At 58.4% G+C, this 20,059-nt stretch carries 18 protein-coding genes; 5 read left to right on the top strand and 13 right to left on the bottom strand.

Annotated features, from left to right (window positions below; translation table 11 throughout):
* Positions 1-70 precede the first annotated feature (70 nt).
* Entirely contained in the window at positions 71-862 is a 792-nt protein-coding gene (locus LB559_RS06770; RefSeq protein WP_126070426.1) for an SDR family NAD(P)-dependent oxidoreductase, read from the top strand.
* 10 nt (positions 863-872) lie between these two features.
* Here LB559_RS06770 and LB559_RS06765 read toward each other — a convergent pair whose 3' ends face one another.
* The 5 genes from LB559_RS06765 to LB559_RS06745 form a co-directional block, all read right to left on the bottom strand.
* The gene (locus LB559_RS06765) at positions 873-1,652 is read right to left on the bottom strand and encodes an IclR family transcriptional regulator (RefSeq protein ID WP_126070427.1); all 780 of its coding nucleotides are present in this window, start codon (positions 1,650-1,652) and stop codon (positions 873-875) included.
* Positions 1,653-1,830: 178 nt separating this feature from the next.
* Positions 1,831-2,850 (bottom strand): phosphotransferase enzyme family protein, encoded by a 1,020-nt coding sequence (locus LB559_RS06760; protein ID WP_126070428.1) that lies wholly within the window; start codon positions 2,848-2,850, stop codon positions 1,831-1,833.
* Positions 2,850-4,136 (bottom strand): aminotransferase class III-fold pyridoxal phosphate-dependent enzyme, encoded by a 1,287-nt coding sequence (locus tag LB559_RS06755; protein ID WP_126070429.1) that lies wholly within the window; start codon positions 4,134-4,136, stop codon positions 2,850-2,852. Before LB559_RS06755 ends, LB559_RS06760 begins: the two co-directional genes overlap by 1 nt.
* Positions 4,137-4,140: 4 nt before the next feature.
* Positions 4,141-5,202, bottom strand: coding sequence for an NAD(P)-dependent oxidoreductase (locus tag LB559_RS06750; protein WP_126070430.1), 1,062 nt, complete (start codon positions 5,200-5,202; stop codon positions 4,141-4,143).
* Entirely contained in the window at positions 5,199-7,646 is a 2,448-nt protein-coding gene (locus tag LB559_RS06745) for an FAD-dependent oxidoreductase (protein WP_126070431.1), read from the bottom strand. The genes LB559_RS06750 and LB559_RS06745 overlap by 4 nt, the downstream gene beginning before the upstream one ends.
* Between LB559_RS06745 and LB559_RS06740 the strand changes: the two genes are divergently transcribed.
* The gene (locus LB559_RS06740) at positions 7,639-7,911 is read left to right on the top strand and encodes a hypothetical protein (protein WP_126070432.1); all 273 of its coding nucleotides are present in this window, start codon (positions 7,639-7,641) and stop codon (positions 7,909-7,911) included. The genes LB559_RS06745 and LB559_RS06740 overlap by 8 nt on opposite strands.
* Before the next feature lie 349 nt (positions 7,912-8,260).
* On the opposite strand, the gene maiA is transcribed toward LB559_RS06740, so the two are convergent.
* The 7 genes from maiA to LB559_RS06705 all read right to left on the bottom strand — a co-directional run bounded on the left by maiA (position 8,261) and on the right by LB559_RS06705 (position 15,778).
* Positions 8,261-8,896, bottom strand: coding sequence for a maleylacetoacetate isomerase (gene maiA, locus LB559_RS06735; protein ID WP_126070433.1), 636 nt, complete (start codon positions 8,894-8,896; stop codon positions 8,261-8,263).
* Positions 8,893-9,096: a DUF2783 domain-containing protein gene (locus LB559_RS06730; protein WP_126070434.1), complete on the bottom strand. Its 204-nt coding sequence runs from the start codon at positions 9,094-9,096 to the stop codon at positions 8,893-8,895. Before LB559_RS06730 ends, maiA begins: the two co-directional genes overlap by 4 nt.
* Entirely contained in the window at positions 9,093-10,712 is a 1,620-nt protein-coding gene (locus tag LB559_RS06725) for an FAD-dependent oxidoreductase (RefSeq protein WP_126071186.1), read from the bottom strand. The genes LB559_RS06730 and LB559_RS06725 overlap by 4 nt, the downstream gene beginning before the upstream one ends.
* Positions 10,713-10,744: 32 nt before the next feature.
* Positions 10,745-11,695 (bottom strand): MBL fold metallo-hydrolase, encoded by a 951-nt coding sequence (locus tag LB559_RS06720; protein WP_126070435.1) that lies wholly within the window; start codon positions 11,693-11,695, stop codon positions 10,745-10,747.
* A 59-nt stretch (positions 11,696-11,754) separates the two neighbouring features.
* A complete protein-coding gene (locus LB559_RS06715) occupies positions 11,755-12,771 on the bottom strand; it encodes a fumarylacetoacetate hydrolase family protein (RefSeq protein WP_126070436.1) in 1,017 nt (338 codons plus the stop codon).
* Positions 12,772-12,836: 65 nt separating this feature from the next.
* On the bottom strand, positions 12,837-14,177 hold the full coding sequence (hmgA, locus tag LB559_RS06710) for a homogentisate 1,2-dioxygenase (RefSeq protein WP_126070437.1): 1,341 nt from the start codon (positions 14,175-14,177) through the stop codon (positions 12,837-12,839).
* 161 nt (positions 14,178-14,338) lie between these two features.
* Positions 14,339-15,778 carry an APC family permease gene (locus LB559_RS06705; RefSeq protein ID WP_126070438.1) on the bottom strand — a complete coding sequence of 480 codons (1,440 nt, stop codon included), beginning with the start codon at positions 15,776-15,778 and terminating at the stop codon, positions 14,339-14,341.
* A 212-nt stretch (positions 15,779-15,990) separates the two neighbouring features.
* Between LB559_RS06705 and LB559_RS06700 the strand changes: the two genes are divergently transcribed.
* From LB559_RS06700 to LB559_RS06690, 3 genes are read left to right on the top strand one after another with little or no spacing between them, the layout of a single operon-like run.
* Entirely contained in the window at positions 15,991-17,274 is a 1,284-nt protein-coding gene (locus LB559_RS06700; protein ID WP_126071187.1) for an aspartate aminotransferase family protein, read from the top strand.
* A gap of 11 nt (positions 17,275-17,285) precedes the next feature.
* Positions 17,286-18,293: a phosphotransferase enzyme family protein gene (locus tag LB559_RS06695; protein ID WP_126070439.1), complete on the top strand. Its 1,008-nt coding sequence runs from the start codon at positions 17,286-17,288 to the stop codon at positions 18,291-18,293.
* A gap of 53 nt (positions 18,294-18,346) precedes the next feature.
* On the top strand, positions 18,347-19,138 hold the full coding sequence (locus LB559_RS06690) for an SDR family NAD(P)-dependent oxidoreductase (RefSeq protein WP_126070440.1): 792 nt from the start codon (positions 18,347-18,349) through the stop codon (positions 19,136-19,138).
* A gap of 30 nt (positions 19,139-19,168) precedes the next feature.
* Here LB559_RS06690 and folD read toward each other — a convergent pair whose 3' ends face one another.
* The gene (gene folD, locus LB559_RS06685; RefSeq protein ID WP_126070441.1) at positions 19,169-20,050 is read right to left on the bottom strand and encodes a bifunctional methylenetetrahydrofolate dehydrogenase/methenyltetrahydrofolate cyclohydrolase FolD; all 882 of its coding nucleotides are present in this window, start codon (positions 20,048-20,050) and stop codon (positions 19,169-19,171) included.
* Positions 20,051-20,059 lie beyond the last annotated feature (9 nt).

The following is a 20,059-nucleotide window of genomic DNA, read 5'->3' as shown; positions in this document are numbered from 1 at the left end:
GCCAGGAGTGCCGCACCAGCAAAGCTGGTTCGGGTGGTTCGAGCGACAGAACTAAAATCGGAGGAACTCTTTGGGATATCTCAATCCACCGCCACTTGAGACTTGCTACACGCGACTGCAAGACAAGGTCATTTTCATAACGGGCGCTTCGAGCGGCATTGGCGCAGCAGCGGCTGAGCTCTTCGCTCGGGAAGGCGCCAAAGTCGTAGCAGCGGCCCGACGTACCGAACGTGTTGAAGACGCTATGTCCAAATTGCGTGCCGAGGGGTTGCAGGCTGCCGCGGTCGCCTGTGACGTATGTAATGAAGTGTCCGTGGAGAACGCCGTACGCTTCGCATCAGAACATTTCGGTCGTCTGGATGGCGCTTTCAACTGTGCAGGAGTGAGCGGCGCGCGGCTGCCAATTCACATGGCACAAGTGGAGGAATTCGATCGGGTCATGCAAACCAACCTGCGTGGCGTATTCCTTTGCTTGAAACACGAGGCCGCAACTATGCTTCAATCGGGAGGTGGGTCGATCGTCAATGCCTCGTCCATTGCTGGCATGATCAGCGCCGCCGGCAACAGCATCTACGCTACCAGCAAGTGGGGCTTGACCGCGCTAACGCGTTGCGCCGCGCTTGACTATGCCCGTGATGGAATTCGCGTCAACGCCATCGCACCTGGCCCGACGCGGTCGGAAATGTTCGATGCTTGGAAGCCATCTGAAGAGGACCGCGAGCAACTCGCAGAGGCATTCCCGATGAATTATGTAGCGCACCCTCAGGACATGGCTCGCGCAGCGCTATTCCTGTTGTCGGATGAATCGCGCTGGACGACGGGCGCTATTTTACCTTGCGAAGGCGGTAGAAGCGCTGTCTAGAAAGCCTTGACTAGGACGTCTGCACCGCGTTCGCCGCCAACACCTCCATTCCGACTGGAATTTTGCGACCAATTCTCCGGGCCGTTTCAGTTAACACTGATCGGTGCTTGAGCAGTTCCACTGTCGAGAGCCGGCTGGCCGGTGCAACTATGCTAAGCGTGGCAACCAGCGAACCATCCCCATCGCGAATAGGAACCGCAATTCCCCGCACGCCTTTCTGGTAACTTTGGTCGGCAACTGACAGCTGCTCTTGCCGTACCTTGGCCAGCTTCTCCGAAAAATCGTTGATGTCTGGCGCGGGAAATGCCGGATATGCGCGGGCTGCCTCCTCGACCACGCTCGCCGAATCTTGCGCCGACATCTCCGCGAGACTGATGAGCCCTGTAGCCGTGACGTGGACCGGTGATCGCTCACCCAAAGTGAAACGAACAGTCAGCGGGTGTGACGCTTCGTTATAGTGTACGCAAACCATATCGCGGCCATCTCGTACATGTAGGCCAACGCTTTCACCAACCTCTTCGCGAAGGCTGCGCATCTCGCCTGCGGCGAGCTCAACAAAGCCAAGCGCCTGAAGACGCGAAGCCGCCAAATCCAAAATCGCCAACCCTAGGCGGTACCTCTTGGTCGCCAAATTCTGCTCAATAATGCCTTCTTCGCACAGCGATCGCAGGAGTCGATGTATTGTTGCCTTGTCGAGCACCAGCCGGCGGGCGAGTTCGCTGACCCCGAGTTCGGGATGCTGAACACTAAATTCTCGAAGCAATCGGATCGTAAGCTTTGCCGTTTTCATAGCGCCCTGACTTAAATGCTCCTCGTGACTAGTCCCCTCGCAACCTCTCGGTCAAGTAGCTGCAATGGTGCGATGGGACCAGGAGCGCGCGGTTGGAAAGAGCAGGCTTTGAAAAAGGCACGGTGCGGACGGAGCCGCACAAACCAATATGACCGCGATGCGAACCAACCTGTCGTTTCTATTCATGATCCAAATACCAAGTTGCCGTTTCGGCCGCTTTCTTTGACATTCTGGCTCCGGTCTCACGCGCCGCATCGCTGTCGGCTCGACTTTGCATCCACCCTATCATTGCAAAAGCGCGTAAGGCGGTGAACAATGGCAGTGCCTTGATGTCACGCGCTGTCAACGTCCTTTCGGAGGCATACCCCTCCAGCAATGCGCATTCGATGACGTCAAAGAGCGGATCCTCTCGATTCTGATAGAGGCTCACCGCAACGTCGTACATACGCCATCCGAAGCCGCAATCATCGAAATCGATGACTTGGGCCGAGTGGTCCTCGCTCATCAAAATATTTTCGCGCACAAGGTCTGCATGTATCAATCCGAAAGTCCTGGCGCTTTTCTCGAAACCCACTAAAGCACCCATCGCCTTTTCCCGAGATTTCGATACGAGGTCACGCAAGGCATGATCGAGCAGAGGCGAGTTGGTAAAAGGCCCCCACAATAGATTTTCGGAGAAGAAAGCTCCGAAGTCCCATGCGTGCCTTTCAAAATCACAGGGAAGAGGCCACGCCTCAGTCAGATTGTGCATCCGCGCGATCGTGCGTCCCAAGGCTGAGAAAGAACGCTTCGCTTCGTCACCTGACATGTTTAGCGGGACGCCACTCTGGCCAAGCGGCCGCCCCTCCACCCAGGACATGCAGTCAACTTGCCGCGACTGAGAGGAAGCCTCCGTCCGAGCATGCACGAACAACTCACCCGACAAAGCTGCAATCGGCCGGGGCGTCGGGATGCCACTGGCTTGCAGGTAGTTCATCCACTGCAACTCCGATCGCAACGCGGCGTCGGAATGGTAGCCAAACCGGTGGATACGCAATGCCGCAGGCAGGCCACTTGGCATGACGACACGAAAAACGACGTTCTCCCGGTATTTGAGCAATACTGGATCGCTGTCTTCGACCCCCCAGGCTATCAGCGCCTGACGAGCCAGATTCTTCATCGCGACGGCTTCATCGGCGTTGTTCTGATGCCCGGTCATCAGAGCGCCTCGCAGGCAAGGTCGGCAAGAACCTCATCAAGGATACCAACGAGGAATGTCGCATTCTCAATGCCAAAAGGCATTGGTGGTCTTATTTTTAGAACGTTGCCGTGAATGCCGGTCTTGCCTATCAGAACGCCACGTTCGCGCATTTCATCGACGACGGCGGTCGCCAAGTCAGGCGCTGGGTCGCGGATAGCGCGGTTACGGACCAGTTCCAGCCCGAAAAACAGCCCCGTACCTCGGATATCACCGACGCACTTATGACTCTCGGTCAAGGGGCGCATCAGTGCCAGCGACGCTTCACCTACTCGCTGTGCGTTGTCGATGAGGTTCTCGCCCTCTAGCACGTCCAGCACCGCGTTGGCTGCCGCACACGACACTGGATTGCCGCCGAAAGTGTTGAAGTAGCGGAAGGCCTCGCGAAACGATGCCAAAATCGCTTCTGATGTCGCGACGCCGGCAACGGGGTGGCCATTACCCATCGGCTTGCCCATGGTTACGATATCGGGCAGGAAGCCGACGCGCTGGTGGCCCCAGAAATGCGTGCCTGTGCGACCAAATCCAGGTTGCACCTCGTCGGCGATCACCAGTCCACCAGCCAAGCGCACGGCTTCGATGGCGCCATCGAAGAAGCCGTTGACCAAACTTGGAAATCCCTCATTGGCCAGCATCGGACACACGATCAAGGCCGACATGCCTATTCCAGCGGCCTGCAGCGACCCGATAGCTTCGCGGACGTCGGCAGCGAACCGCTCACCTTCCTGCCCATCCCCTGGCCTAAGGCTATCCGGTGCCGGTACGAGCCGAATATGTTGAGCATGGCCGCCGATCGGCGGCATGCGCGTGCTTAGCTGTGAGACCGCGGCGGTGTTTCCATGATACGTCGCGTCCGTAGCGATAACGCCCAGGCGCCCGGTAATAGCTTGCGCCATTCGTAGCGCGATATCATTCGCCTCGCTGCCGGTACACACAAGAACCGCTGTCGAAATCGGCGGAGCGAACGTCGCTGTCAAACGTTCGACATAGTCGAGAATGGTCGTGTGCAGATAGCGAGTGTGGGTGTTGAGCAGCGACGCCTGTCGATGCATCGCCTCTACGACATGCGGATGACAATGGCCGACATGGGCCACATTGTTATAAGCGTCAAGATAGCGCCTGCCGTCCGAGTCGAAAAGCCAAACACCCTCCCCACGCACGAGGTGGATCGGATTGGCGTAAAAGAGCTGAGACTTGGCCCCCAAAAGTTTGGCGCGTCGCGCCACCAGATCGGATTGCTGGGCCATGTTCTTATCTGTCAACGGTTGTATGCAGTTTGGGCGCTGCCGAGCCGAAGCGCCCTTGCCAATTGGCAGCGACTTCTTGATTGTACAAATGGCGCGGAGGGTTACCGGCCAGCAAGTCGTGCAGATTGTCGATCAAGGACTCCGTAAGTGCGCGCATCAGTTCAACGGTGTGACCCGCATTATGCGGCGTGAGGATTGCGTTGGCACAATGACGCAGCCGGCTTTCGGCTGGCAGGGGTTCGATTGCGAAGACGTCAACTGCCGCCCCGCCGAGGCGACCTGCCTGTAGCGCGTCTGCCAGCGCATCTTCGTCGATCAACGCGCCTCGTGACGTGTTGACGATCACGGCGCCTGGTTTCATCAGAGCAAGTTCATCTCTCCCAATCAAGCTACGACTGGCACCGGTCAACGTCATGTGGAGCGATACGACATCGCTCTCACGAAGGAGATTTGTTAGAGGCACTGCGGTCGCGTCCAGGTCTGCATCCGTCACTGCGGGGTCGGCGACAAGGATTCTCACCTGCCACGGCGCCAAAAGCTCAGCCACCGCTCGACCGATGCGGCCAAATCCGACCAGCCCTACTGTCTTTCCTCGTAGCATACGGCCAAGCACCAACGGCTCGCGCCAACTTCCATTCATCAACACCGTTTGCTTTTCTGCAACACGGTGCATCAAGCTCGCAATGAGCATCACCGTTGCTTCCGCCATGCTGTAGACACTCTCAGCCGGTGCTCCATGGCCGACCGCTATGCCGGCGAGCGTTGCCGTCTTGACGTCGAGTGGATCGACGCCGATCGTCGGAAAAACAATGCTTCTTAACCTCCCTGCCTTCTTCATCAAGGCGACCGGGAAACGACCCCGCGGCGTCAGCACCAGAATGTCGATGCGGGTGGTGAGGTCTCCCCACTCTTCCGGTGGCAATCGTGGTGAAACCACTTCGTGGCCGGCGGATTTCACCATCGCTCGAGCATGATCGAGTGCATCGCGCAGAATCGCGCTCTCCGGCACTGCGACCACAAATCGCGACGGTTCTATCTTACTCGAACGTGGCATCTGGGGGTTCACATACGTGTCCGTTCGCCAGTCGGATCGTAGAATGGAGCCAATTGAGCCACGGCAGGAAATTTCGCACCTGCCACCTCGATCTCGAAGCTTCCCTGTTTCAGCCAATCAGCAGAAGCACCGCCGGGGGCGAATACGTAACCCATGCCGAGCGATCGGTCGATGCGAAAGCCCCAGCCACCAGAGGTGATGGTGCCCACCCGATCGCCGTTGCGCCAGATGATCTCGTTGCCGATCAGGATCGGTGCGTCGTCGCCTTCCAAGGCGAACTGAACGAGCCGAGATTCTGGGGGGCGCCCCCGCTGCGCCTCGACCCTTTCCCGGCCGATAAAGTCGCCCACCTTGTGCCAGCCCACCGCGAAGCCGAGACCGGCCTCAACCGGTGTTTCGTCGGCAGTGATGTCCAAGCCCATCAGGCGATATCCGCGCTCCAGGCGACACGCCGCTACCGCATAGAGTCCAGCATAGCGCAATCCGAAGCCGGCACCTGCTCCAACGATCAGGTCGTGGAGATAGCCACACATCTCGGTAGGCACCAGGATTTCATACCCGAGTTCACCTACAAAGGTCACGCGAGAAGCGCGAACTGTTACATGTCCCAGGTTGATTTCGTCGGAATACCCAAAATTGAGGGCATCGTTCGAAAGGTCAGAATCGCTCAGACTCTGTAGCAACTGCCGGCTCTTGGGGCCCATTATAGCCAAGAGACCAAAAGAACTTGTGACATCCTGAACGACAGTCGCCGCGCCTTTCGGCAATTTAGCATCCAACCACGCGAGATCGATCCTCTGATCGGCGAAACCAGAAATGACCAGGAAGCGATCCTCGGCCAATCTTGTGACCGTGAGATCCGCCTCGAACCCACCCTTCTCGTTCAACCAAGCTGTGTAAACCACTTTTCCGACCGGTGCGTCGATTTCGTTTGCGCAGAGCCTGTTGAGATCGCGGAGTGCATCCGGACCGGAGATGACGAATTTGGCATAGGCCGATTGGTCAATCAGCGCGACATTGTCGCGGACAGCCAGGCTTTCTTCGCGCGCAAACGGATACCAATCCTGCCGCCCCAATCTGTATCGGAACTCGCTGGAATCCTTGGGTGCGTACCAAAGCGGAATTTCCCAGCCGACGCGCTCACCAAAGTGCGCACCAGCCGCTTTCAGTTCATGGTGCAATGGCATCCGACGCACATCGCGAGCGCTCTTCATTTGCTTGCCGGGCCAAGGCATGTTTGACCAGATGCCAATCGACTCGGTCACTCGTTCGGCCATAAAGTGGCGATTGGCTTGGAATGGCATTGTGCGGGTAAGGGCGAACGCATGCATATCGACCGGGCTGTTGCCTGAGGCAACCCATTCCGCCACGACTTTGCCCATGCCGCCTGATGACATAATGCCGCTGGAATTGAAGCCAGCTGATACAAATAATCCGCTGACCTCGGGGGCCGGCCCTATGAGATAGCGGCCGTCTGCGGTAAAACTCTCCGGCCCGACGAAAAGGGTCTGCACACCAGCGCTTTCTAGACGCGGCACGCGCTTTGTTGCCATGGCAAGTTCGTTTTCGTAGTGCTCGTAGTTCCCCGGCAGACTATCGAACTCGAATTCCTCCGGAATGCCGTGCGTGGCCCATGCCTTGCCACGCTCCTCGAAAATTCCGACAAGCAACTTGCCTGCGTCCTCCTTGTAGTAAGATCGTTCTTCCGAAATCACCAGAATGGGCGTTTTTGAGTCGAGCTGGGCGATCGGTTCCGTAACCATATAGAAGTGTTCGGCCGCGTGAAGCGGCACAGCCACGCCGACCTTGCGCGCCAGTTCCCTAGTCCACATGCCGCAGGCCAGAACAACCGTGTTCGCCTCGATCTGCCCGTCTTCAGTCTCGACGCCGACGATCCTATCGCCGCGTTTGAGGAGTCTAGTGACATTTGTATCCTCGAAGATGCTGACGCCACCTTGGCGAGCGCCCTTGGCCAGGGCCATGGTATAGTCCACAGGATTGACCTGACCATTTTCGGGAATATGAAGCGCCCCTAGGATGCCATCAATGTTCAGAAGCGGCCACGCCTCTTGAAGTTCTTCTGGCGTCACCATGGGGGCCAGAACGCCAATATATTGGGCATAGGAAGAGGAGCGCCTCAGGAGTTCCAGCCGATTTTCGTCGAGGGCGATCATAAAGCCGCCATTCTGCTTGAATCCTGTGGACTGCCCGGTTTCTTCTTCGAGGCGGCGCAGAAGATCTATCGAATATTTCGCTAAATCAGCCATTGATCGCGACGGCCTCAGTCGACCGACAATGCCGGCCGCGTGCCACGTCGTTCCGGATGTCAGTTTCTTGCGCTCCAGCAAGACGACGTCACGTTTTCCGAACTTCGGCAGATGGTAGGCAATCGAGGTTCCGACGATTCCACCCCCGACAATTACGACATCGGCGCGTGCGGGAATTTGCTTGGACACTGACTTTCTCCCCTCAAAAAGCGGCTTCCAAGCCGATCTGGATAAGCTCGAACAAGATGGAAAAGTGATCGCCTTCAGGCATCAGCCCTCCGCGTTTGTCTTGCCGCCTATCGGTCCATACGCGACGCTTGTTCGATACGATCGTGAATCGTTGATTATATCGCAACGCCGTTTCATTACTATTTCCGGCGCAAACGCGAGTGTCAATGCCCGTCCAGCAGTGAAGGAGTCGATTGAAGGCTGGACCGTCGTGCAAAGCCGTTGACCCAGAGCGCCTCTGCACGGCCTCGGTTATCAGGCTCGTCAGCCTGCGGCCGGCGGTGACGTCCGATAGAACTCGGCGCAAGCGAAGTCAGACCAGCAATGCGATGTCGGTTCGGTGTTTACGCGAAGAATTGCAAAGCGCAGGATTGCCGACGCCGAAACCGGCGAAGCAGGCCAAATCGGACGCACCGGTCCGGAGAAGTTTTTGGTGAGGCTCAGTTCTGGCCCTGTGACAGCGCGCCCGCGACCGACGCGGCACCGGCCTTCATGGGAAGGCTATCGGGCTGCTTTTTATGTCGTGAGCTGGCGTTCAAGTGGTCGCCCTAGGTGCACGGGGCGCACTTTCGCAATCATGTCTTTACCGCTTCCGGATGGGCCGCGCGAAAGGCTGGCAGTTCCGCACAAGTGGAATCGATGGCCCGAATGCGGGGCATGTCCTTGAGATCGACACCCCATCGCTCAGCATTGTAGACCTGCGGCACAAGGCAGAAATCTGCCATAGTCGGGCTGTCTCCATGACAGAATCTGCCAGTTGACGGATGCGTGAGCAGGGTTTCAAACGCGCGAAGCCCCTCCCCGATAAACTTACGCATCCAAGCAGTGCGGACTGCGTCGCCGCCTCCAGTGAGTTCCATGACATGGGCGCAGACGCCCATGTTACACACAGGATGAATATCCATGGCGATCGCGTGGGAGAGAGCCCTAACGCGCTGGCGGCCGGGCGGATCTTTCGGCAGCAATGTGGCCTCGCGGGTTTCGCAGAGATATTCGATGATCGACAGCGACTGGGTCAGCACCACGCCGTCGATGTCGAGCACGGGTACGAGACCTTGCGGATTGCGTGCCAGATGGTCCCGCGATTTATGGGTCTTGTCCAGGAGGTTTACGGGGACTGCTCGATAAGCGAGGCCGATGTTGTTGAGCGCGATGCGCACACGGTAGCTCGCAGACGAGCGCCAGTAATCATAGAGAACGATCTCGCTCACGTCGGTTTGCCGCAGTGTAACGCGGTTTTGAGCGCTTCACTCAGCACCATTCGGTTACCGATATGGTTGGCGAGCAGCAGGATAAGACGGGCGTTCAAAGCATCGCTTTCAGCCTTGCTCAACCCCTCATGAGCGTCGAGCAGTTCCGCATAGAAATCATCGGGTCGAGCTATGTTGGGCATGGTTGTCAGTGCCGTCATCGCAATCTCCCGATGGCTTTCAGCAACGCCCTCCGCACCGCTGTCTCGTCGAATGCGTGCCAGCGGGCAGCGACGTGCTGATCTGGACGAAGCAGGTAAACGGCGCTCGTGGCGGTCCCGAGCCAACATGCGCGAAAAGCCTCGGTGTCGTCGCCGGTCGCGGCCACGACGACGCGTTCGATCGGAATGCCGTCGATGTCCAGCATCTCAGGCGCCCCGGCATTGATGGTAAGAAGCTGGAAGCCGCCACCAAGGTGGTCGAGTAGCCAGCCTCCGCCCACAGGCGCATCCACAGCCGGCGAACCTGGCCGGGTTTGCATCGGCAAACCGTCACAATCGGGCCCGTTCAGCGGAGAGCCCTCATAGGTCGATGGAACCGAAAGGCGGCCTGAGTTGACCATGGGGCGCGTGGCTGGAAGGTGCTCTGAAAGATCGAGCACGGCGTCGCGGAAGAGGCGGCTGGTCTCGGACTTCGGCGTGATGAAGTCTGTCGAGCGCGACGAATTGAGGATATTTTCATCAGCTGCCTGCACCCGCTCGGCGTCATAGCTGTCCAGCAGGCTCGCAGGCGCTTTGCCGTCGATCACCAGCTTGAGCTTCCAGGCAAGATTGTCAGTGTCTTGCAGGCCCGAATTGGCGCCGCGGGCGCCGAAGGGCGAGACCTGATGCGCGCTATCGCCGGCAAAGATCACCGGACCATGGCGGAATTTTTCCATGCGCCGGCATTGGAACGTGTAGATCGAGACCCAGTCGAGTTCGAACTGCGCGTGCTCGCCGAGAAACGCCTTTAAGCGCGGGACCACCTTTGCCGGCGTCGATTCCGCTTGCTTGTCGATGTTCCAGCCAAGCTGCAGGTCGACCCGCCAGACATTGTCAGGCTGCTTGTGCAAAAGCGCGGACTGGCCGCGGTTGAAGGGCGGATCAAACCAGAAGCGGCGCTCAACCGGAAAAGCAGGACTGTCTTCCATAACGATGTCGGCGATGAGGAAGTTGTCCTCGAAGATCCTGCCGATGAAATCGAGGCCGAGTGCCTTACGCACGGGGGAACCTGCGCCATCGCAGGCGATCAACCAGTCGGCGATCAGATCATACGGGCCATCCGGCGTATCGACGGAGACACGGACACCGTTTCCGGTATCATTGACGCCTGTCACGCGATTCTTGCCGCGCAGTTCGATCGGTCGCCCTTCCGCCTCCAGCGTGCAGGCACGGTCAACCAGATACTGCTCGAGGTAGTATTGTTGGAGATTGATGAAAGCCGGCTGTTTGTGACCACCTTCGGGTAACAGGTTGAATTCGAAGACCTGTCGTTCATCGAAATACACCTTGCCGACGCTCCACTGCACGCCCTTCTCCACCATCGGAGCCGCGCAGCCGAGCCTATCCAGGATTTCCAGCGAGCGCTTGGCAAAGCAGATGGCACGCGAACCGAAGCTCACCTTGTCATTCTCGTCGAGTACAACGACGGCAATGCCCTGACTGGCCAGGTCGATCGCCAAAGCAAGGCCCACAGGCCCCGCCCCGACGATGGCGACAGGGCGGCGCACGGGTCTCTCGGCGTCCTGGTCAGACGATCGCCGGTAGGGATAGAGCGGTGTTTCGAAGATCTTGGTGATGTGTGCCTCCCAATCGAACCTTTCGACAGCATTTATCGCTGCAGGGCGTCCCACATCTGGCGGTCGCGTTCGGCGGTCCAGATCCGTGGAGTGTCGATGCCGAGCGCTTCGTCGTAGGCGCGTGCGACGTTGAATGGCAGGCAGTGTTCGTAGATCGCGTAGGCGGCAAATTTCGGGTCGCACTCGGCTCGGCAGGCGTCCCACGCTTCCTTCAGCGTGCCGCCGCCCTGGGCAACGCGGGCGATCGGTCGATAGGTCGAGCGCACGAAGTCGACAGTGTTGTCGAGAGCCTTTTTCACCAGCTCCTTGCTGGTCAGCGCGTCGCCGCGCCCCGGCGCGATCGCGTCGACGTCAAATGCACGGATCGCCTCGATCGTTGCCGGCCAGTCGCTGAAGTGACCATCGCCGCAGTAGCAAGCAGAGTGATATTCGATGATGTCACCGGTGAACATGACGTTCTGGTCGGGGACATAGGCTACGATGTCACCCGCGGTGTGAGCGCGACCAAGATGCATCAGGTCGACCCGGCGCTTGCCCATATAGACCGTCATGCGTTCCTTGAAGGTCATGGTTGGCCAGGTCAGGCCCGGAATGCTTTCGTGTCCCTGGAATAGGCGCGGGAAGCGCTGGAACTCCGAATCCCAATCTTCCTTGCCGCGCTCGGCGACCATGCCGCGCGCCTTTTCCGACATGAATATCTGCTCCGCATTGTAGGCGGAGGCACCGAGAACCCGGACAGCATGATAGTGCGAGAGCACGACATATTTGATCGGCTTGTCGGTGACGCGGCGGATATTCTCGACAACCTTGCCGGCGAGCCGTGGGGTGGCCTGCGCATCGACGATCATCACGGCGTCGTCGCCGATAATCACGCCGGTGTTCGGATCGCCCTCGGCCGTAAACGCCCAGAGGTCCTTACCGACTTCGGTGAAGGAAATCTTCTTTTCCGCAAGGTCGCCCTGCGAAGCAAATGCTTTTGCCATAGTCAAAATTCCTTGTTTTTGCTCGTAGAGAGCTGGTGGAGGAAGGCGGTAACCTCGCCTCAGGTTTGAACTCGTTTCTGAACGCTCTGCTTGATCGCACCGAAGATCGACTGTCCTGCCATGTCCTTCATCTCGATACGCACCGTGTCGCCAAACTTCATGAAGGGGGTTTTCGGGGCGCCACTCTGAATAGTCTCGATAGTGCGGATCTCTGCGATGCAGGAATACCCCATGCCGCCCTCGGACACAGGCTTGCCGGGGCCGCCGTCCAGCTTGTTGGACACGGTCCCCGAGCCGATGATCGTTCCTGCGGCGAGCGGCCGGGTCTTGGCGGCATGGGCGATCAGTTGAGGAAAGTCGAAGGTCATGTCGATGCCCGCGTTGGCTTTGCCGAACGGTTCGCCATTCAAGGCAACAAGCAAGGGGAGGTGTAGTTTCCCATCCCTCCAGGCGCTCCCGAGTTCATCGAGCGTCACGGCTACTGGCGAGAAAGCGGACGAGGGTTTTGAGTGGAAAAAGCCGAAGCCCTTGGCCAACTCCGCGGGAATGAGACCACGCAAAGAGACGTCATTGACCAGCATTACAAGGCGGATGGCTTCACCGGCCTGATCGACGGACACGCCCATTGGGACGTCATCCACAATCACGGCCACCTCACCTTCCATGTCGATCCCGTAAGCTTCGTCGGCCATGACGATGGGATCGCGAGGGCCAAGAAAGCTGTCAGAGCCACCCTGATACATCAGAGGATCGCTCCAGAAGCTCTCCGGCATCTCGGCGTTGCGGGCCTTTCGCACCAACTCGACGTGATTGACGTAAGCCGAGCCGTCAGCCCATTGGTAAGCACGCGGAAGTGGCGAGCAGACGTCACCTTCATAAAACGGCGTAGAGGGTTGCGAACCTGCCTCGAGGCCTTCGGCGATCTCTCGAAGTCGGGGAGCAGCATTTCGCCAGTCATCGAGGGCTGCCTGAACAGTGCGCGCGATATGACCGACCTCGCAACAGCGGCTTAGATCCCTTGAGACGACGACAAGCCTTCCGTCCCTGGTTGTGTCTTTGATCGTTGCGAGTTTCATTCCGCCAAACCGTCCTTCTTCACCACGTGGCATCAGGATTCATGAATTGATGCGTAGTTGAGGCATCATTTGATGCCTGGGGTTCCGTCAAATTTCCGGTCCAGATGATCCCAGCATTCAAGGTAGTCATCCTGCAGAGTCTCGAGCTCGGCGGCGTAGCGAGTCAGTTGCTGCGGATACCGGGTCTCGAACATGAAGGCCAAGGTGTGGTCTAGCTTCACCGGCTTCAGTTCCACGCTGGATGCCTTCTCGAAGCCCATGGCATCCGGGCCATGCGGCAGCATCATATTGTGCAGACTCATGCCGCCCGGTACGAAGCCTTCTTCCTTGGCGTCGTATTGGCCCTCGATGAGGCCCATGAATTCGCTCATGATATTGCGATGGTACCAAGGTGGGCGGAACGTGTGCTCGGCCACCAACCAGCGAGGCGGGAAGATGACGAAATCGACATTCGCCGTTCCCGATTCCTCGGTTGGCGCCGTGAGCACCGTGAAGATCGATGGATCGGGATGGTCGAACAGGATCGCGCCGACCGGCGAGAAGGTGCGCAGGTCGTATTTGAACGGCGCGTAATTACCATGCCAGGCAACAACGTCGAGCGGCGAATGCCCGATTTCGCTGACATAGAATTTGCCGCACCATTTCACATGCACGCGGCATGGCGTTTCCTTGTCCTCATAGGCAGCGACCGGCGTCTTGAAGTCGCGCGGGTTTGCGAGGCAGTTTGCGCCGATAGGGCCGCGATCCGGCAGGGTGAACTTGGCACCGTAGTTTTCGCAGACATAGCCGCGCCAATCGGAGCCCTCGCCGAGCCGTGAGACCTTGAACATCATGCCTCGCGGGATCAGGCAGATCTCGGAAGGCTCAACATCAATGATGCCCATTTCGGTGATAACGCGAATAGCGCCGACTTGCGGCACAACCAACAGTTCGGCGTCGGCATTGAAAAAATAATCGTCGACCATGTCGTCATTGAAAACATAGACATGCGCCGCCATGCCGACCTGGGTCATGACGTCGCCGGCCGTCGTCATGGTGCGAATGCCGGCAAGAAAGTTGAGTTTTTCCGTTGGGGCCGGGATCGGGTCCCAGCGCAATTGGCCGAGCGGCAGGGAATGATCATCGAGGCACGGCGCCGATTTCCAGAACGGGTAGCTGGCGTTGGAAAACCGGCGCGTGTGCCGCACACTGGGGCGGATGCGGTAGAGCCAGGATCGCTCATTCGTGCCACGGGGTGCGGTAAAGGGCGAGCCTGACAACTGCTCGGCATACAGTCCGAAGTTGCACTTTTGCGGACTATTCTGGCCCTGCGGCAGCGCGCCCGGAAGAGACTCCGTCTCGAAGTCGTTACCGAAGCCCGGCATGTATTTTGGAGTGTTTGCGCGGTGTATCCGTGCCTGGGCCATTTTCGAAATCTCCGTTCCGCGAAAATTCTAATCTGGTAGCGTTGCCAACCGTCACGTTTGGAACCAATCAGGGCTCGGTCGCACCTGGGCTGGCAGCCGGCGCGATTGAGGTCGAAAGGGCCAGCCGATTAGGCGAGCCCTCTCGTCTTGTCTTGAAGTTGTTACACTCTGTCGGCGTTTAACCGAGCGACGGCTCCAGGCCGCATCATTGCCCTCACCGCCCCAATGACGGCAGCCACCAGGATCGTGGACGGCAGCGCGACAGCCAACGGGCCCGGAGTGCCCGTGAGGATGTCGAAACCGCTAATGCCGAAGTATGCCACGGCAGCAAAGCCTACAGCAGCAAGAGCAGGCATGATCTTCGTCTTGATCGGCTGGTTCGGTTCCAGTTCCGGGTTCTTGTTGAAGAATGCTATGACTGCGAGGCAGACCGCGAGCATCAGAAGGATGATGCATATGACGGCCACGTTCGCGATCCATGCGAACAGGGTAAGTAGCGGATCGAGGCCTGCGATGGCGAAGACCGAGATCACCGCGAGTGCGATAACCGTCTGCACGATCGTGGCGCGATGAGGACTCTGATAGGTGTCATGAGTGCGGCCGAGCCAGGCCGGCACAAGACCTTCTTTGCCGAGGAAGTAGAAATACCGGGCGACATGATTGTGGAAGGCCAGCAGGCAAGCGAAAACACTGGTCACGAACAACACGCGCATCAACACAGCCAGCCAGTTGCCGACATATTGATTTGCGATGTTGAACACGAACTGGATCGGGTCGCCGATGTTCTGCAGCTGGGTGACAATCGTTGACGTGCCCGCAGCCTCGACGATCCAGATGGTCGAGATGGAATAGAAAACGCCGATCAGGAGGACTGCCGCGTATGTGGCGAGCGGAATGGTCCGCTTCGGATCTTTCGCCTCATCACTGTAGAGGGTTGTGGCTTCAATGCCGATGTAGCAGCCGAAGGCAAACACGAATGTGACACCCAGTGCGGACGTGCTTGGCATACCCGACAGCGAAAGCGGGGCGAGATTGAACCCACCAGGAACGCCTTTGTAGACGATCATCAGGTCAAGGATCAAAACCACCGCGAATTCGGCGATGACGAGAATACCGAGCACCTTCGCGGAAAGGTCTATGCGTCGATAGGCAAGGATCCCGATCAGAGCCGACGCGCAAAGACTGAATGCCCACCACGGCACCGTGACACCGGTGAATGTCTTGACCAGATCGGTGCAGACAGGGCCGAACATCCCCGACATGCCGATCTGCATGCAATTGTAGCCGAGAAGCGCCACAATGGCGGCCGCTCCGCCGGCGGTCTTTCCTAGTCCTCTTGTAATCAGGGTGTAGAACGAAGCCGCATTGTGCACGTGGCGGGCCATCGTCACGTAGCCCACCGAGAAAATCAGTACCAGTATCATCATCAGCATGAAGGCCGGGACGATCGCCGTGCCGTTGCCGAAGAGAATGGCGACGGGCAAGACGCCCGCCATATTGGTGAGCGGGGCTACGGCAGACACCACCATCAACGTGATGGCCGCTGCTCCCAGTGTCCCTGCCCGCAGCCCACGATCAGCTGAGGTTTGTTCCTTTGACATCCAAATTCCCCTTCTAGAGTTCATCGGCGTCATTGGTTCATTATTATCACCGATGGTTCTTTATCATGTGATTTTTTTTGGAAATGTCAACCGGCCTGCAGCAACGCTATTTTGCGATGGCATACTTGACATCGATCAAGCCTCGGACCGATAATCTATCTGATGGATACAATAATGAACCGATGGTCAAACAAACCACAACAGGCTGGATGATGGACGACACGCAGGCTCTGCTCGCCAGGCGCGAGAAATTGCTCGGAAAGAACACCTCGATCTTCTACGAGAATCCTGTGCATCTCGTCCGCGGAGAGGGTGTCTGGCTGTGGGACGCGGACGGCAAGCGTTATCTAGACTGCTACAACAACGTGCCCCATGTCGGCCATTGCCACCCGTATGTAGTGGATGCGATCTGCCGACAGGCTTCAACGCTGAACACACACACCCGGTATCTCCACGAAGGCATCCTGAACTACGTAGAACGACTTTTGGGTTACTTCGACGATTCGCTGGATGCCGCCATCCTGACCTGTACCGGTAGCGAGGCGAACGACATCGCTCTTCGGATGGCACAAGCCGTCACAGGAAAGACGGGGGTGATCGCAACAGACTTCACCTACCACGGAAACACGACGGCCGTTTCCCAGCTGTCGACACGTATGCCACCTGTCGGAGGCTATGGCGGCCATGTCCGTCATGTATCGGCACCCGACAGCTACCGGCCACTGGGTGGGGTTGCGGGCGAACCGTTTGCAGCTGCTTTCACCGCTGAGGTAGAGAAGGCGATCCGTTCGCTTGACGAGAGCGGACACGGGTTCTCGGCTTTGATCGTCGACCCGTTCTTCGCGAACGAGGGCTTCCCCGATTTGCCCAAGGGATTCTTGACGGGAGCGGCCGAAGCGGTGCGAAAGGCTGGGGGTCTTCTAATTGCCGACGAAGTCCAACCTGGGTTTGGCAGGACTGGCGACAACATGTGGGGACATCAGCACGCCGGCATCGTTCCCGATGTCGTCACGCTGGGCAAGCCGATGGGAAACGGACATCCCATTGCTGGCGTCGTGGCGGGATCGGAGACCCTGAACGCATTCCGCAAGGCGTTTCGATATTTCAACACCTTTGGCGGCAATCCGGTTTCCTGTGCTGCGGGCATGGCCGTACTCGACGTGCTGGAAGACGAGAAACTGGTCGAAAACGCAAAAAACGTCGGCAAATATGCCAAGGACGGCCTCGTGCGGTTGGCGCAAAAGCATTCCGTCATCGGCGACGTGCGTGGCAACGGACTGTTTTTCGGGGCGGAACTTGTGCTCGACAGGGCGGAGAAGACGCCCGCGCCTGAACTCGCAACGCGGCTCATCAACGAAATGCGCAAGCGCGGGGTTTTGATGGGCAAGCTCGGCATCCACCAGTGCGCGACGAAAATCCGCCCGCCGATGCCCTTCACTACGGAAAATGCCGACCTGTTGATCGGCACCCTCGATGACGTGCTGACAGCGCTCTAGGGAGATTTGTCGTGGGAGACATTTCCGAGGCGCTATCTGCACGTCTTTCACTCAGAGCCAAGGAAGCACTCGCTCACTGGGGACTCTCGCCCCAGCAGCCGGAGCTTCTGAAGTACCGTGAGAATGCAGTCTTCAGGATTGCACTTTCGGACGGGCGCCCCGCGGTCCTGAGGCTCCACCGTCCTGGATACCACAGCGCCGCGGCCCTTGGTTCGGAGCTGCAGTGGATGAAGGTGCTGAGGCAAGGCGGAATCGAGGTCCCGACGCCTCTCCCCACTCTCAACGGCGGCGACTATATAGCGCTGCCGTCGAGCGTGGACTTTCCCGAACAGAACGCCGACATCGTGTCTTGGCTCTCCGGAGCGCCGCTGGGCCAGTCGGGCGTGATGCTTGAGCACGAACCGCAAGATCTCGTTCGCCTGTTCAGCGCCCTCGGCAACAAGATGGCCGATCTCCACAACATCAGCGACGCCTGGGTATGCGGCGGTGCTTTCGACCGTCCATCCTGGGACAAGGACGGTTTGCTCGGGGAGACCCCTCTATGGGGACGTTTCTGGGATTTCGACGCTCTGTCGGTGGCAGACCAAAACAAACTCGGTAGGCTTCGCGGTATCTTGTCGTCCAAACTCGAGGGCGTCCAGAACCTTGATTTCGGCCTGATCCATGCAGACCTCGTCAGGGAGAACGTCCTGGTGACGCCAAGCTCCGTCCAGTTCATAGATTTCGATGACTCCGGTTACGGGTGGCGTGTCTTCGATATCGCAACGACGCTATTGCGCAACCGCAAGGAGCCCCACTACCCGGCAATCAAGAAGGCGGTTCTCGATGGCTATAGGCAAAGCAGGGAACTGTCTGAACGTTCCGAATCGCTGCTGCCGCTCTTCCTGCTTCTGCGTAGTCTTACTTACATTGGATGGATCGGAGAACGCCCGGAATTGGCCGACAATGGCGCACGCTTGTCACGCTACCTCGACGATTCATACGGTCTTGCGGACGACTATCTTGGCACAGGCTGGTGATCTTGAACGCGGTTCCTTCTGCAATTTGGTGGCTTAGGAAAGGGTAATCGGAGATGCCTTCGGCAGTCGACGAAAGCAGGCCTGTAGCCCTGATAACAGGCGGAGGCACCGGGATCGGTGCAGCCATCGCATTGAAATTGGCGTCCACGCATTTCGTCGCAATCTGCGGGCGAAGAGAGGCAATCCTGCAAACCGTCGCCAACCAGACGGGCGGACTGGCGATTGCGGCTGATATAAGCGTGCCCGCTGACGCGGCAGCCGTAGTTGAAAAGGTCGTTGCCCATTTCGGTCGCCTGGATTCGCTGGTCCTGAACGCAGGCACTGTCATCGCCGCATCCGTCTCGGAGATGTCCATTGTCGACTGGCAAACCCAAATCGACGTCAATCTGACCGCGCCGTTTGTAATGGCGAAAGCTGCAATTCCGCATCTGCTGCGGACAAAAGGAGCGATCGTCACCATCTCGTCCGTTGCGGGCGCAACGGCCGGTGCCGGGCTGGCCGCCTACAGTGCGTCGAAAGCCGGTGTGACGCTCCTAACCCAGACGATAGCCCTTGAATACGCTCGCCATGGTCTTCGCGCCAACGTGATTGCCCCGGGCTGGGTGCGAACGGAGATGGCCGATATGGAAATGAGCATGCTGACCGAAGGCGGGGACCCAGAGCCGGGATATCGCCGTGTCACGCGGCTCGTGCCGCAACGGCGGGCAGCTGACGCGAGCGAAATAGCAAATGTCGCCGCGTTTCTCCTTTCGCCGGAAGCCTCGTATGTCAACGGCGCCCTGATCAACGTCGACGGAGGCAGCAGCGTGGTCAATCGAGGACTCGTGGAATTCGACCAAGGCTGAGGCAATGATTGGTCGCTGCTAGAGTCTTCTTCACCGAGCGCTGCGCTGGGCGGCCTTAAGGGTGTTGGCCATGAGCATCGCGATCGTCATCGGCCCGACGCCGCCGGGCACGGGAGTGATTGCCCCGGCAATTCGACAAGCGTCCTCGAAATCAACGTCGCCGACTAAACGTCCCTTTCCGGTGCCATCGGCTGCGGGTAGTCGGTTAATACCGATGTCGATAACCGTGGCACCCGGTTTGATCCAGTCTCCCTTCACGAAGTCCGGCTTGCCGACAGCGGCGACCAGGATGTCGGCCCCTCGGCAGATCTGTTCGATTTCCGCTGTTCGGCTGTGCGCGATCGTTACGGTCGCGTTCGACGCGAGCAGCAGATTGGCCATCGGTTTGCCGACGATGTTGGACCGCCCGATGACCACCGCCGTCAAACCTGACAGGTCCTTGCCCCGGACCGACTCAATCAGCAGCATCGCCCCTGCTGGCGTACACGGGACGAGCGCGCCCTCGAGTTCGCCAGTTCCCAGCATACCCACATTGACATAATGGAACCCATCAACGTCCTTGTCAGGCGATATCGCCTGAATAATCTTTCCTGCATCCAGATGTTTTGGCAAAGGCAACTGCAGAAGGAGTCCATGAATTTTCGGGTCTTCGTTCAATGTGTGCACCAGGCCAAGAAGTTCTTTCTCGGACGTGATTTCGGGCAATTCATACTTTCGTGAGAGGAAGCCGCACTCTTCGGCCTTCCGCCCCTTCGAGGAGACGTAAACCTGGCTGGCTGGATCACTTCCGACGATAACCACGGCAAGACCAGGATTGATGCCGGAACTCTTCAAGGCCTCAGTTTCGAGTTTTACTCGTTCGAGTATTGAAGCCGCCACGATTGCTCCAGAGATGATGACTGGTTCTCTCATCTGGCCCTG

This window comes from Mesorhizobium sp. BR1-1-3, from assembly GCF_020165455.1.
Classification (GTDB): Bacteria; Pseudomonadota; Alphaproteobacteria; order Rhizobiales; family Rhizobiaceae; genus Mesorhizobium; species Mesorhizobium ciceri.
Note: the sequence above shows the minus strand (reverse complement) of the source record. Positions and strands in the feature narration are given on the sequence as shown.